7 protein-coding genes are annotated in these 15,030 nt (G+C 72.3%); 5 read left to right on the forward strand and 2 right to left on the reverse strand.

The features are described 5' to 3' along the window. The first annotated feature begins 631 nt into the window (after nucleotides 1–631). Genes AC07D6_RS29040 through AC07D6_RS29050 form a run of 3 tightly spaced genes read left to right on the forward strand, consistent with a single transcriptional unit; the run spans nucleotide 632 to nucleotide 5,093 of the window. Complete coding sequence (locus AC07D6_RS29040; protein WP_479049294.1) at nucleotides 632–3,157, forward strand: helicase associated domain-containing protein; 2,526 nt, start codon at nucleotides 632–634, stop codon at nucleotides 3,155–3,157. Continuing rightward, nucleotides 3,157–3,465 carry a hypothetical protein gene (locus AC07D6_RS29045; RefSeq protein WP_479049296.1) on the forward strand — a complete coding sequence of 103 codons (309 nt, stop codon included), beginning with the start codon at nucleotides 3,157–3,159 and terminating at the stop codon, nucleotides 3,463–3,465. The genes AC07D6_RS29040 and AC07D6_RS29045 overlap by 1 nt, the downstream gene beginning before the upstream one ends. After that, the gene (locus AC07D6_RS29050; protein WP_479049298.1) at nucleotides 3,462–5,093 is read left to right on the forward strand and encodes a hypothetical protein; all 1,632 of its coding nucleotides are present in this window, start codon (nucleotides 3,462–3,464) and stop codon (nucleotides 5,091–5,093) included. The genes AC07D6_RS29045 and AC07D6_RS29050 overlap by 4 nt, the downstream gene beginning before the upstream one ends. A 345-nt stretch (nucleotides 5,094–5,438) precedes the next feature. On the opposite strand, the gene AC07D6_RS29055 is transcribed toward AC07D6_RS29050, so the two are convergent. Continuing rightward, nucleotides 5,439–6,194, reverse strand: a complete 756-nt coding sequence (locus AC07D6_RS29055; protein WP_479049300.1) for a hypothetical protein — start codon at nucleotides 6,192–6,194, stop codon at nucleotides 5,439–5,441. Between the two features lie 2,518 nt (nucleotides 6,195–8,712). Beyond that, entirely contained in the window at nucleotides 8,713–8,862 is a 150-nt protein-coding gene (locus AC07D6_RS29060; RefSeq protein WP_479049302.1) for a hypothetical protein, read from the reverse strand. A gap of 2,965 nt (nucleotides 8,863–11,827) precedes the next feature. Here AC07D6_RS29060 and AC07D6_RS29065 point away from each other — a divergent pair. Both AC07D6_RS29065 and AC07D6_RS29070 read left to right on the forward strand, forming a co-directional pair. Beyond that, nucleotides 11,828–12,610, forward strand: a complete 783-nt coding sequence (locus tag AC07D6_RS29065) for a hypothetical protein (RefSeq protein ID WP_479049304.1) — start codon at nucleotides 11,828–11,830, stop codon at nucleotides 12,608–12,610. Nucleotides 12,611–12,723: 113 nt separating this feature from the next. Continuing rightward, on the forward strand, nucleotides 12,724–15,030 hold a 2,307-nt coding region (locus AC07D6_RS29070), incomplete at its 3' end, for a hypothetical protein (RefSeq protein ID WP_479049306.1).

Consider the following 15,030-nt stretch of genomic DNA (forward strand, 5'->3'; position numbering starts at 1 on the left):
CCGCTCCCGCTCCGCGTGAGCGGAGGCGGTTCGCGGCGCTCACCGCCAGGCGGCCAGCGCGCCGCGCGCCCCGCCAAGGGCAGGGCAGCCGGGCCGCGTTGCGGCCCGGGGCCGGCCTCCGGCCGACCGGTGGCTTCCGCTGCGCTCCAGCCATCCGCCACCCCACCGCCTGATCCCACGTCACCCGCCGTACCACGGGGCGCGCCACGCTCCGCGCGGCCCACCCATGGGCCTCACGGCCCCAGCAGCAGGAGGAAGAGGGAGGGGTGACGGGTAGTCGGGAGAGTGCCGGCCACCCGGACGACTGGACCGGATTGATGGGGCGTCAAGGTCCCGAATTGGCTCGCGGTAAGGCAAGACTAGCAGCTTTCATCCACGTTAGAGGGAATCTCTCGATTCCGCGTGCTTCATTTTCGGACCCGAGCTAAACTCTGGACTCAGAGCACACCGCCCCGGACCGCTCCGGAGGGTTACCGAGATCCACCCGGCCGCCTTTTCGGTGCTCCGGCGGGGCGGATCAACCAGCCGATCACATCAATCCACCGTAGCCCGTGTGGCTCCTCTACGTGCAGGTTTTCCGGTTCCCGCCGCTCGAACCGAGCAGACGGCACCGCAGGAGAAGGCAGGCGATATGTCGAGTACAGACCGCGCTGATCAGCGCGAGGCGGCGCAGCGAGAAGCCATCGACGCGGTCGTGCGCGCCCTCGAATTGCCTGCAAGATCACGTGTGCCCGAACGGGGGCTTCGAACGCAGGTGATCATGGCGACCGGGTCCGGGAAGACCCGGGTGGCGGTCCGCAGCGCGGAGGAGCTCCACGCGGGCCGTGTGCTGGTGCTCGTGCCTTCGCTGGACCTGCTCGCCCAGACCGAGGCCGCGTGGCGCGAGGCAGGCCGCCGGGGGCCGATGATCGGGGTGTCCTCGCTGCGGGGTGAGGAGGTGTCCTTCCCCAACACCACGGACGTGGACGAGCTGGTGGAGTGGACGCGGGGCCTGGAGAAGGTGACCGTGTACGCCACGTACGCCAGCCTCGGGCTGGGCACGCTGGAGCGTGCGCACGCCGCGGGCCTCGCGGCCTGGGACCTGATCGTGGTGGACGAGGCCCACCGCGTTTCGGGCCGGATCGGCAAGCCGTGGGCGGTCGTCCACGACAACCAGAAGATCCCGTCCTTGCGCCGCCTCTACATGACGGCCACGCCCCGGTTGTGGCAGCTCGGGGACGAGGACGAGGCCGGCGCACCCGGCGAGCTGGTCGCGAGCATGGAAGACGACCCCGAGAGCCCCTTCGGCAGCCGCTGCTTCACCCTGACCCTCTCGGAGGCCATCGACAGGGGAATTTGTGCCCCCTACCAGGTCGTATGCGTGGACGTCACCGACACCGCGCTCCAGGCCGCGCAGCTCCTGGGCGCCGAAAGCCGCTCGGCAGAGGTCCGCGGGGCCCGGCTCGCTGCCCTGCAGACCGCCCTGGTGAAGGCGTCCGCGGAGGAGAACTTCCGGCGCACGCTCGTCTTCCACCACCAGATCCGGGAGGCCGAAGCATTCGCGGCCGGCCTCCCGGACGTCGCCGCGCAGCTGCACGCATCCGACCCGGAGCTGTACCCGGCCACGATCTGGGCTAACTGGCTGTGCGGGGACCACAAGCCGCTCCACCGCCGCCGGCTCCTCGGAGAGTTCGCGGCCGGGATCGCCACGGACGGCACCGTCGTGGAGAAGGGCTTCCTGTCCTCGGTGAAGGTCCTGGGCGAGGGCGTCGACACCAAAAACTGCGACTCCGTGTACTGGGCCGACGTACGCGGCTCGATGCCCGACCTCGTCCAGGCCGTCGGCCGCGCGCTGCGGATGCAGCCCGGCGAGGGGAAGATGGCCAGCTTGGTCGTGCCGGTCCTGCTCGGGCCCGGCGAGACGGCGGACAACATGCTCACGAGCCGGGCGTACGGCGGGCTGGCCAAGCTGCTGGAGGCACTGCGGGCGCACGACGCCAGGATCGTGGAGAGCCTCGCGGAGCAGCAGGCCCCGAGCCGCTACAAGCCCGTAGCCAAGGACGACAGCGGGAAGAGCACGGACGGGAGCGGGGAGGGCTCCGGGGGCGTCAGCGCCCCCGCCAGGGCCCTGTTGAAGTTCTCCACGCCCCGCGACCCGGCAGCCCTCGCCGCGTTCATCAACCTGCGCGTCCTCAACCCGGAACACGAGCACTGGCGGCGCGGTGTGGAGGCCGCCGTGATCTACGCCCGCGAGCACGGTGACCTTCGCGTGCCGTTCACGTTCCGCGTGCCTGCCGTCGACGACCAGGAGGCGGAAGGCGCAGGGTGGCCGGCCTCGCTCGCCGGGTTCCCCCTGGGGCAGTGGATCGCCGACGCCCGCCGGTTCTACGCCCGCGGTGACATGGACGAGGACCGCGTCGCGCAGCTGGAGAAGCTCGGCATGATCTGGTCGCACTTCGACGTCGCGTGGGAGGAGGGCCTGGCCGCGGCGCGCGGGTGGGCCGCCGAACACGGGCACCTCCTGGCCCCGCTGGACGCCACCTACCAGGGCTACCGGGTGGGCATCTGGCTGAAGAACGCGCGGGCCGCCGCCCGGCGCGCTCTGGAGCTCGAGCAGCGGCGTGCCGAGGGCCTGCCGGTGGAATCGGCGGCCGGGGCGCTATCGGAGATGCGACGCGAGCAGCTGGAGGACATCGACCCGTCGTGGTGCCCGGCCTGGCCGGTGGAGTGGCAGCGCTCCTTCCACCTCACCCGCATGCACCTGGACGCCGGCGGCAAGCTGCCGACCGAGCCCGGCGACGTCGTGCACCAGGGCGAAGACCTCGGGAGGTGGGTGCGGTCGGTCCGGTACGGCTGGGACCAGCTCACAGGCGTGCAGCAGTGGATGTGCGAGCACATCCTCGGGATCGAACCCGCGGCCGAGGACGAGAAACCGGCGCCGCGTCGTACGCAAGCCGACAAATGGGCGATGAACTACCAGGCCGCCCGGCAGTACTACGAGCGCGAGGGGCACCTTCAGGTCCCGAGGAAGCACGTCGAGCGGATCGTCGGCGGCGACGGCCAGGAGGAGCGGGAGCACAAGCTGGGTGCCTGGATCGGGAACCAGCGGAGCAGGGCGGCGACGCTGACACCGGAGCGGATGGAACTGCTGTCCGCCATCGGCATGCGCTGGTCCTGATGGTGGGCGTCGACGCCACCGCGGCCGCCGCGCTCACGGCCGGCTATCTGCTCGGGCGGCTGCACCCGTGGCAGCACCCGGGCGACTGGACGGCCGATCAGGCCCGCCACACCGGGGCGTGGGTCCGGGGCGGCGCGGGGCGTCAGGCCGTCGTCGTCCTGGCCCACGCCGTCACCGCGCCGCGCACCATCTGGCGCATCATGCGCGCCCCGGCCACCGAGACCCGAGCGCCGATGCCCGTACGGGATCCGGACTGGGTCGCCCACCGCACCCGCAGCACCCGCAGCGATCAGGGAGATTCCGCGTGACCACTGACGGCACCGACGAGAGGACCAACATGATGGCAGTCCGCAGCGACGCCGAGACCCGGGTAGGAGTCCGCCGGGAGGTCGTCGGCCTGACGCGGGAGCAGCTGGGCGGCCTGATCGCCGCTGACGAGGGCGGGGCGGATCCTGCGGGTCCTGCGGACAGGCACTGGGCGGCGGTGCGGATGACGGAGCTGAAGCGGATCCGGAATCTGGTGTCACAGCAGGTCTTCGACGGCTACACGCCTGCCGGCGATCCGGAGGAGCGTGGACAGGGGCACCCTGCGACGGGCGGGGTACGGCCGCCCGAGCAGCGAGGGCTCTACCAGGTCCTCGCCCGGTGCACCGAGCCGGAGCACCCCGGCTTCACGGAGGTGACCAACTTCGCCACCGCCGGCTCGGTCGAGGAAGCCGCGGTGAAGGTGCGCCGCGCGAAGGAGGGCAACCTCTACGGACCTGCGGGCCTGTACCGGATCGTGGAGGTCTTCGAGGACACCCCCTCGAACTTCGCACGGCACATGCTGGACGCGCTCTCGCAGACCGGCGCCGAGATCGGGCGCGCCGCGGACGCCGTGGTCGGCGCGTACGAGCCCGGGTCCGAGGCGAGCGACCTGTTCGAGGTGCTCGCCGATTTCTTCCACCGCACGGTCGTATACCCCTGGCACCTCGCCTACCCCGGCGATCGAGGCGACGGCAGCACTCCCCAGCAGCCGCCGGGCAGCGATCACGGCCGCGCCCTGGCCCGCTTGCTCCTGGCTCACCTGGAAGCCCTGGGCACGCCGCTGGAGCATGTCGCCGGGCGCAGTGCGAGCGCGTCGCCGCGGTACGACGCAGACGCCCACGGGCAGGAACTGGCCCGTATCCGTACCCACGTGGACAGCGGCGCGACCGCGCGGGCAGCCGTGTTCCAGGCCCTGGCCGCCTCCGGGCACACCCTGCGGGAAGCCGACGAGATTGTCTCCCGGCTGGAGGCCGGGGCCATCGCCTCCGCCCACAGCGGCATCTCCGAGAGCAGCGCCCCCGACGGATCCACCCCGGGCTTCGACGCCGGCTGGGACGCGGGGGTCAAGGCGGTCTCCAGCGAGCTGCTGACCATCGCGGACGCGACCGCCACCCAGCACGGGCGTGCCGCCTCCAGCGCCCAACTGACCGCCTACCTCCAGCAGCCGGCCTCCCCCGCCCTGGAGGAGACGACGGCGGACGAACCTGCCCCGGCCCCGGCCTCGGTGCCGCCGCTGGAGGCGGCGGACGTCCTGGCGGCGGCGGAACGCTTCCCGTGGGCCGTGGCCGCGCCGGGGACGCGCCACTGGCCGGACGGGTCGGACTTCCTGGACGTCGCGCTGAGCGCGGTGGGCGACGAGGAACGCGCGGGGTACATCGAGCGCCTGGAAGCGTTCGTGGAAGAGCACCGCGACCGCCTGGAGGAACTGCTGCGCGCGTACGGGCCGGGCAGCAGGCCCGCCTCGCGCGGCCGGTACGCGCTGGTCGGGCAGCCCGAGACCCTGGTCATCCTGGAGCGCATGGAGACCGCGCCGTTCCTCCTGCGCAGCCGGTGGGAGGAGGAGCTGGAGACCGTCTTCCTGGACGACCTCGAGTTCGCGTGGGGACCACGCATCCGACTCAGCCGATGAACAGCCGGGAACCAGCAGCGGGGCTGGACAGGGTGAACCTGTCCGGCCCCGCTGCCGTCGGGTCAGCCGAAGTCGAGCGTGTCCTGAGCCAAGCCGGTCGGGGCCGGGGTGGGCGGAGGCGCCAGCAGCACGACGGCCGGCGCAGCAGCGCGCCGGCGCAGCAGTGGGCGGCGGGACGCCGGGCGCGACGGAGGCCCCGCAGCGGTACGGCGAGGGCGGGAACTGCACCTGCTGGTCAATCAAGCGGTTCGGGCCGCCCTCCGATCGGGAGAGCTACTGGGACAACCTCTGACCGCCGCCGCGAGACCCCGGGCCCACCGCCAGGGCCCGGGTCGAGGCGGTGGCTCAGGGGCGGGTGATGATCAGGTCGTGTCCTGCCGCGAGGGCCTCGGCCGCCCGGCCCGGCCCGTCGCTGGTGACCGCCAGTCCGGCGTCGCGCAGCAGCTCGATGAGGGTGACGCCGAAGTTGTGGACGCGGGCGTACGCGTCCTCGCCGCTGGCGGGGCCGCGCAGCACGACCTTCCCCGCGAGCAGCACGAGGCTGTAGCCGTCCATCCGCCACCACGCGGGGGCCAGAGCGCGCTCGGCGTCGGCCAAGACGTCGGCGGCGCCGAGGGTCTTGAAAACGGTCGCCCGGGAGGCGCCCGTCTCGGCTGCGCGTACGAGGGCCTCGCGGTAGCCGCGGGGCAGGGCGCCGTCCTCGTCGCGGGCGGCCCGGTCCGCCGCCACCAGCGCCGCGGACAGGTCCGCGCCGACCTGGTCGACGGCGCGGCGCAGGGCGCGCAGCTCGCGCGCGACGGCGTCGACTTGGCCGGTGCCGGGGGTGGCCGGCCGCTGCGCGCGGGCCCGCTCCAGGCCGCGGTGCAGGTAGTGCGCCAGGACGTCGGCGGCCGGTCCGAGCGCGGCCGGGGCGGCGTCCTCGGGCAAGGGCCAGCCGGCCCGCGTGCACAGGGCCGTCAGACTCAGCCGCCCGGCGTCCCACTCCCGCGCGTACGGGAAGACCTGCGCCACCGCGTCCTCGCTGACGGATAGGCCGACGGCGGCCAGGCGCTGGTGGATGCCGCGCACGATCACGTAGTCGCTCTCGGACAAGTACGACATGAGGCGGGCCCTTTCTCGGAGGGATCGGTGAACCACTCCCCCAACCGTATAGTGCTATACGGTATAGGACTATACGAACATGCGCGCGAAGGATGACAGGGCACCACAGGAGTGCTGTGGAAGGGCCGTTCCGCCTCGGGGCCATTGCAGAACAGGTCGACGGCGCGGCGCGGCATAGCCGGACGGGACGGGCGCCAGCGGCACGGCGGCCGGCGTGGGACAGGCGCCCGCAGCGGCACGGCGAGACGCCAGCGCCGCGACGGAATGGGCGGGCCTGCGGCGGCGAAACGGCCGAGGCCCGGGCAGCCGAGGCCGGGGCGGCGGGCCCGTAGCGGCGACGCCCCTGCGACCCGGCGGCGGCCCGGGCGCCGCAGCAGGACGCGGGGACAGCGGAACGGCACGACGGCACGACGGCGCGACGACGGCACGACAGCGGGACGCCGGGCGCGGCGGCCGAGGCGGCCGCGCTGCGGGACGGGCGGCGCGGCGGTCCGGCAGCCGCGGGCACGGGCGCCAAGAACCAGACCCACGACAGCGACACGGCGGCAGGCGAACGGCCAGCGGACGGACAGGCGGCGTGGGGCCGCGGGCGGCGCCGCGACGCGACGGCAGCAGGGGCGGCGAGGGGGGATGGCGCGGCGAGGCGGCGGGCCCGCAGCAGCAACACGACGGACGAGTCGAGCGGAACAGCGGCCGGCGTGGGGCCGCGACGGTGGCGGCGCGGCGGGCGGACGGCACAGCAGCGGGGGCGACCGAGGCCCGGGCGGCCGCGACGGCATCGCGGCGGCACGGCGGCGCCGCGAGGCACAGCGGCGGGACGTCGCAGCAGGACCGTGAAGCGGTGGGACGACGCCGTGCCCGGGGCCGCGGCACAGCGGCACGGCGAGACACAGCGGCGGGGGCGCCGCAGCAGGACGCAGAGACAGCGGGACGGCGGGGGCCCGGGCGGGCCGAGCAGCGGCGGACGGCGCAGCGCCGCGACGGGACCGCAGCAGCAGGACCGCGAAGCGGCAGGATGCCGGCGCCGCGGGGCGAGCGCGGCACGCAGGACGCCGAGGCGGCACAGCGGCCGGCCGGGTGGCGGGGCCTCGTACGGGCGAGCACCAACGACGGTCGACGACCAGCAGCGGGGCAGGTGCGCCGGGATACCAACGCGGCGACGGGGCAGGAGCGGGACGGCCGGCCGCCCCCCCTTCGGCGGCAGCCGGCGACAGCGGGCCGGAGCCGCGGTCGACGACACGGCCGAGGCCCTATCCACGGTCGACCGGGAGACGGAGGGCCGTACAGACGAGCGCCAGTGGCCGGGACGGGGCGGTAACGGGGACGACGGGGAGACGACGGCGGCCGACGACGGGGTGACCGGGCAACGGAGCGCCGGAGCGGGACACCGTACGAGGGTCGACAGCGGTGGTGGTCGACGGGCGAGCACCGGCGGCCGGGACGGTCGGACACCCCTGGCGGCAGCCGACGACGAAGCAGCGGAGCGATGCGGCGCCAGGACGACAGCGCGGCGGTCGACGACGGCGACGAGCGGCGCGGCGCCAGGACGACGGCGCGGCGCCCGGCCGGAAGGCGGCGGTCATACGGGCGAGCGCCGGCAACGGGGCGACGACGAAACCGGTGGCCACCCAGTGGCACAACAGCAACGCCGCGCCGGGATGCCGGCGGGGCGAAGCCGGCGAGACAGCAACGGCGGCGCGAAGGCGGTCGACGACCGCGACGGGCGGCCGGACACCGCGTACGGCACCGACGCAGGGACAACGGGCGACGAGGCAGCAGCGACAGGCACGAACGCTGGCACGACGGCAAGCACCGCGGCGGCGGCGCGACGAGGCCGGGACGGCGCCGGACGGAGCGCGACGGAACAACGGCCGACGACCACGGGGCGGCGGTGCCCAAGCGAGACGCGGAACCGACGGCCAGAGCCCGGAGCCCGGGGACGCCGTCCGCACCGATGACGGACCAGTGCGGCAGGACGACAGGCCGTTGCCTTCGGCGGCCCGGGGCGGCAACCGACGGGGAGACCAGGCAGCGGAGCGACGGAGCGGGACACCGTACGAGGGTCGACGCCGGGATGCCGGCGCCGTACGGCGACCGATGGCGGCGGCGCCGTAGGCGGTCGACAGCAGCAGCAGGACGGCGCAGCGAGACGGCGATCAACGACGACCGGTCGACGACGATGGCGAGCCGGAGCGGCGGGAGCAGGTCGACGCCCGGGCCGGTAAGCAGCCGGGAACGAGCAGCGGGGCCGGGCAGGTGATTCAGTCCTCAGCAGGTGGTTTGCCCCTATATGTAACCAATACAGTTGAGAAACTTCTCAGCAAGTTATGAGAAGTAGCGCATTAGTCAGTACGCTGGGGTGGCCGTCATAAGAGTGGCCCTGACGGATAATTATTGTCCGCAGGCATTAGATTGCCGATCATGCCCGCCAATACGCGGCCCCAAAAAGAATGGGGCCCGCCAAATGGCGAGCCCCTGAGCCTGATTGGCCGGACCTGTCTCATCCAGGCCCGGCCAATCAGCCCTTCACCAGCAGCACGATCTCCACTGCGAGGGCGGCTACCACCACGATCGGCTCCACGGCAGCGGCACCACGACGCACAGCGTCGAAGAGGCGCTTCCACCAGGGACGTTCGGGCGGTTCCGGCTCCTGGGCGGAACTCATCATGTGAGCCCTCTCCCGTTCGCGGGCTGCGCCTGGTGCGCACCCCTCGGAGGAAGATCCGGGGCATGCCCGGAACTCCCCCCAAGGGGCGGCGTGACAGGTATCAGCCGCTGAGCGAGATGGAGGCAACTCTATCGGCACCATCTAGCGGGAGTTGACGATTCCCGAAACCAAAGCCGATCTTTTTCCCGGCACCTACGCCTGCTTGCAGGTGCAGCGCGCGCATCGTCTTCCACTTCCCGCCATTGCATTCGTACGGGGAACGCTTATCCGACTCGGTGGGCGGGTCACCGGGCAGGAGGCGGAAGAGAGCAGCGCGGTCGGGCATGGCGTTCCTGCTCGGCCCCATGGTCATCGGGTCAGCCGAACACGGCGCCAAGGCGATACGGGACGGCGGCAGAACGACGGCGGGGCGAGGCGGCGCGGCAGCGGGACAGAGCAGCAGGGCTTCGCCCTCCGTGGTCGAAGTAACGGAACCGATGACCGGGGCCCAGGGATGTCGTCCGCGCCGACGGCGGCGCCGTACGGCGGCCGGTGAAGCGACGGCGCCAGCAGCAAGGCGAGGGGGCGGGCGACGGCGGGCCACAGCGACGGTCGACGGCGCTGGTGGAGTCCTGTCACGGTCGGCCGGGAAGCGGAGGCCGTACGGGCGAGCGCCGGCACCCGGAGCAGTGACGAGGGGCGTCGGGACAGCGGTCAACGACGGGGCGACGAGGCGACGGAGCGGGACACCGTACGGGGGTCGACGACGGTGACGGTGGTAGTGGTCGACAGGCGAGCACCGGTGGCCGGGACGATCGGACACCACCCCCGGCGACAGTCGACGACTGACCGGAGTGGCGGTCGACGGCACGGTAGCCGGACGGCGACGGAAAGCGTAGCGACGGCACTGTACGGCGATCGATGCCGGAACGGCGCCCGCGCCGGCAAAGGCGCGGCGGCACGACGGCGCAGCGGCAGGACACGGCGGCGGCGCCGTACGGCGGCCGACGACGACGGGGCGGCGGGGCGACGGGGCAGGACGACAGGACACCACCCTCCGCGGTTGAAGCAACGGAACCGACGGCCAAAGCCGGCGACGTCCTGCCGCACCGACGACGAACCGGTACGGCGGGACGGAACGCCGTACGAGGGCCGACAGTGGTGGTCGACGGGCGAGCACCGGTGGCAGGAACGGCCGAACACCCCCGGCAGCAGCCGACAACGGGGCGACGGCGCGACGCCGAAGCAGCGGTCGACGTCGGCGACGAGCGGCACGGCGCCAGGACGATGACGCGGCGGCAGGACGGCGGAGCCGTACGGCGCCCGCCCGGAAGGCGGAAGTCCGTACGAGTGAGCAGCAGCGGCGGGAAGGGCTGCTCTAACGACGGCGCCGTACAGCGGTCGACGGCGGCAGGGCGGCGGGATCAGCGGTGGGGCCGTACTGCAGTCGGTCGGGAGGCCGAGGCTGTATGGGCGAACACCGGTGGCCAGGACGGTCGAACACCGCCCCCGGCGGCAGCCGACGACGGAGCGGCGCGGCGACGGCCGAAGCGAAGGTCGACGACGATGAGGCGACGGCAGCGGCGCGGGGTGGGCACCAGCGACACGGCAGCGGACCGCGACGACGCGGCGCCAGCGGCACGGCAGCGGGCCCGCGGCGGCGCGGTAGAACCGCGAAGCGGCGCCGCGGACGGCGGGCGGGCCGAGCCGGACAACGGCCAGAGCGACCACGTCACGGATGCTCATGCCCTCGCCACCTCGGCCGACCTCGGCACGCAGAACGTCGAGGCGGTGGGGGTGCCCCGGCGGCGGCACGGGCGAGCGAGACCCGCGCCCGCCCCGCAGTCACGAACGCCAGCGCCAAGAGCCGGGTCCGCAACAGCGCCGCGACGGCAGATGGGGCGGCACGGCCCGGCGACGGGACGGCGATGGGACGGGCGGACGGTACAGCCGAGGCCGGGGCGGCGGGGTGTCGACGCGGCCCGGCAGGGGCAGGACAGCAGCGGCGCGGCGCCGCAGCGGGGGTACCGCAGCAGGATGCGGAGACAGCGGGACGGCGCGACGGGGACGGGGCACGACGGACGGCGGCGCCGCGGGCGGCACACTGGGGGGGGCCGGACGGCAGCGGCACAGCGGCGAGCGCCCGCAGCGGCCCGGCGGTGCCGCAGGCTCCAGCGGCACCGCGGCGGCGGCCCGGGCGAGCCGAGCGGCGGCAGCCCGGCGGCGGACGGCGCGGCGCCGCGGCGGGATCGCGGCAGCAGGACCGCGAAGCGGCAGGATGCCGGCGCCGCGGGGCGAGCGCGGCACGCAGGACGTCGAGGCGGCAGGGTGCCGACACGGTAGCAGGGGCGCCCCGGCGGCGCCGCGAGGCACAGCGGCGGCACCGCGGGCGGCTGCGGCACGGCGGGCGGACAGCACAGCGGGGACGCGAGGCAGGCCGAGCAGCAGCGCCGCAGGACCACGACCAGAACTCACCAAACTGAGACAGCGACACCTCCAATGCGATACCGCCCCGGGACAGCAATACCCCACGGATCTCTCACCTCCAAAACAGCGACCCCACACCCCGAAACCACCACCAACCAGCATCAACACACCCCAGCCCCACCGTCTCCCACCCACTGTCACGAAACCGAAAGATTGCAGTTGGGGAAATAGAACACTTCGCCCGTGGGGCGGGAGGTCTTCGCATAGGCTCGGCGCCACGTCGACGTTTAGGGGAGCGGACGGTGACCGGACGCACGGTGCGGCTGGGGGTTGTGGAGCAGGTGAACGTCCGGGTGGGTCATCACCCCGAAGTCACTCTCTTCTCTCTGGTGAAGCACGTATTCGGAGGCCACGGCCTCGGGGCCCCTGCGCTGTGGCGCGCCACCGTACGGTATGCGCTCCCTCTAGACGCGGCGACTGCCGTGGGGCGGTCTTTGACTCCGGCCCATGCTGGATCTCTGACTTTCTCGCGCTGGTCGACGACTTTAGTGCCTCGGACATGGGCACTGTGATGGAAGGGCTGACGGCGGCCGACCCCGCGCTGCTGGCCGTCGAAGTGGCGGCCCTGCGCGCCACCGGCCTGCCCCCGCCGGCATGGCGGCCTCTGCTAGACAAACCCACCGTGTTCCTCGACGCCTACCGGCGCGTGGTCCGTGCGGCGTGGGCTTTCTTCGCCCCCCTGTGGCGCCGGGCGGACGCGCTCATGGGCCGGGAGGCGGAGCGGATCGGCTTGGCCGTGGTGACCGGCGGGCACAACGTCCTACTCGCTGGCTTCGGCTCCCATGCACACTACGAGGCCGACACGGTGAGCCTGCCGCACCCATGCTCCACCCACCTAGCTGATCTCGGCCGCCGACCCCTCGTCCCCCTGGCCTCGGGGTGCACGGCCAGCATGTACGGAGCCGACCATGACGACGCATTGTGGACCGTCTACCCCGTGGCCGGCCTCGGCCGCATTGCAAGGCGCCGTGACAGGCAGGGCGACACCGCCGTACCCGACGGACTTTCGCTGTTTCTCGGCCCGGTACGCGCGCAGATTCTACGCAATGTGCTTCGCAGACCGACAGTCGGTGGGCTCACCCACGGCCTCCACCTCGGTCTCAGCGCCGAGATGTACCGCTGCCGCCATCTGAGGGCTGTCGGCTTCCTCCACTGTGAACACCAGGGCAGGCAGGTACGACTCCACCCCGCGGAGCACAGCACGGCCTTGACTCGCCTCCTGGGTGACCCGGCCCCAGGAGGCGTCTCAAGCCGAAGCACCCTTCGAAGTTTCTCGCAATGATGGCGGCGCGGGCCGGGGCCCGGGCACGCTCTCCGCCGCCGCGTCAACGCGGCCCGCCCTCGTCAGGCAGCCGTTGCCGCAGCAAAATCTCCGCTCGAGTCCAAGGAAGAAGCATGAGAAGACTAAGATCGCTGCTCCTCGTGGCAGCCCTCCTCGTCGCAAGCCAGGTGGCTTCGGCGATTAGTCCGCCGGAGGCCCAGGCCAACGGCTGGGTAGTAAGCCCCGGCTATCCTTGCGGCGCCCCGGAACCCTCGGATGCAACAGTGCGTGTGCTCTCCGCTGGTGTCGGCATCGAGTCCGTGGGTGAGAAGGTGCATTTCAGCAACGGCACCTCGTCCCCTATGGCCTTCCCCTATACCAGGCTGACCGAAGAATCTGTCGCCGTAGAGACCAGCGTCAACACCACGCTGGAGATCAGCAAGATCGTCGGCGTGGCCCGCAGCTCCGGTATCGTCCAGACCGTCATCAACAAGAGCGCAACAACGATCGGGGTCACGCCCGTAGTGCCGCCAGGCAAGACGACCTACGCACAGGCATATGTGCAGTTCACCCGGGTCGCCTACCTCAACATTCAGCACACCGAGCGGTTCAACATCCTCGGCACCTGGTGGTGTGTCTCCGGCACCATGCCCAGCGTCCGGTCGGCGAAGATACCCACCGATTCGATAATCTGCGTCTGGGAGAGCCCACAGACCAAGTGCACACGGTCGATGCTCAAGGGCGGCGGCGGTGGTTACGGACAGCCGCCCGGCGGCGGAACGGTGCCCCCCACAGGGCCGCAACCGGTGACTGACGTGCGCGGCCTGCCTGACGGAACCCTGCTGCACGCCACCGACACCGGCCGGATCTACAAGATGGTCGGCGGCGCGGCCGTATGGCAGGCCACCTGTGAGAGCGGCATTTGTTCCACCACGCCCAGTCCGACGACCCAGGCGGTCATCGACGCCGGGCCCGCCACGCCGCGCAACGGATCCTCTGCCGTGGACCAGCGCGGCCGGGTGTACGTGTTCGTGGGCGGGGCGCCCATCTGGCAGGACACATGCGACGCACCGGTGTCCTGCGGCAGTCCGGTCAAGGTGTCCGACTGGTCGATCGACGCCCGCGACCACATGAACCAGGCACCGGCCGACGGCCAGCTGGTCCAGGCGAAGGACGGAGACACCGACCTTCCGGTCGCGATGACGCTCGGTGGTGCGTTGGTGCCGTTCGCCAGCTCCCAGGAGGTCATCGACGTCGGGCAGGGATCCAGTTGGACGAGCCGGGTGGTGGCGATCAGCGCGGGCAGCTACAACCGCCTCGGCTTCATCCCTGGCGACGGCACCCTGATCCAGGGCACGGGCGGTGGAGCCTCCACCCCGGTCGCCGCGATCGTAGGTGGAGCGGTCATCCCCTTCGCCACCCCCCAGGAACTGATCGATGCCGGCTACGGCACCAACTGGGCGGACAAGGTCCGCGCCATCCCCAGCCGTCATTTCCACGCCCTGCCCACCGTGCCCGCAGACGGCACGCTCCTGCAGGGCACCAACGGGTCGACTCCGGTAGCGGCGATCATGGGGACGGCCAGAGTGAACTTCGCCAGCCCACAGGAGATCATCGACTCGGGATTCGGCAACGACTGGGCATCCAAGGTTCGGACGATCCCGGCCCGGGCGTTCAGCGCCCTGCCGACACAGATCGCGGACGGCACTCGTATTGCGAAGAGCGGCACGACCGGTGAGGCGGCCGTGGTGGGGGGCGCGCGGGTGGACTTCCACTCCGAGACCGAGCGCGACGAGGCCGGCTACGGCACCAGGCCCCGGCACGTCGTCCCTGCCCGTGTGTGGGATGGCATGACCACCCGAATCGCGGACGGCACACGCATCGTGAAGAGCGGCACGACCGGTGAAGCCGCAGTCATCGGCGGCGCAAGGGTGGACTTCCACTCCGAAGCCGAGCGGAACGACACCGGATACGGCGACGAGCCCCTGCAGACTATTCCCGCCCGTGTGTGGGACGCCATGACCACCCGAATCGCGGACGGCACACGTATCACGAAGAGCGGCACGACCGGTGAAGCCGCAGTCATCGGCGGCGCAAGGGTGGACTTCCACTCCGAAGCCGAGCGGAACGACACCGGATACGGCGACAAGCTGCTGCAGATGGTGCCTGCCCGTGTGTGGGACGCCATGACCACCCAGATCGCGGACGGCACACGCATCGTAAAGAGCGGCACGAGCGGCGAGGCCGCAGTCATCGGCGGCGCCAGGGTGAACTTCCACAGCATGGAAGAACTCCAGACCGCCGGCTACGGCACCAAACCACGGCAAGTCATCCCAACCCGCGTGTGGGACGCCATGACCACCCAGATCGCGGACGGCACACGCATCGTAAAGAGCGGCACGAGCGGCGAGGCCGCAGTCATCGGCGGCGCCAGGGTGAAC

The sequence above is a fragment of the Streptomyces sp. NPDC045287 genome, from assembly GCF_056432325.1.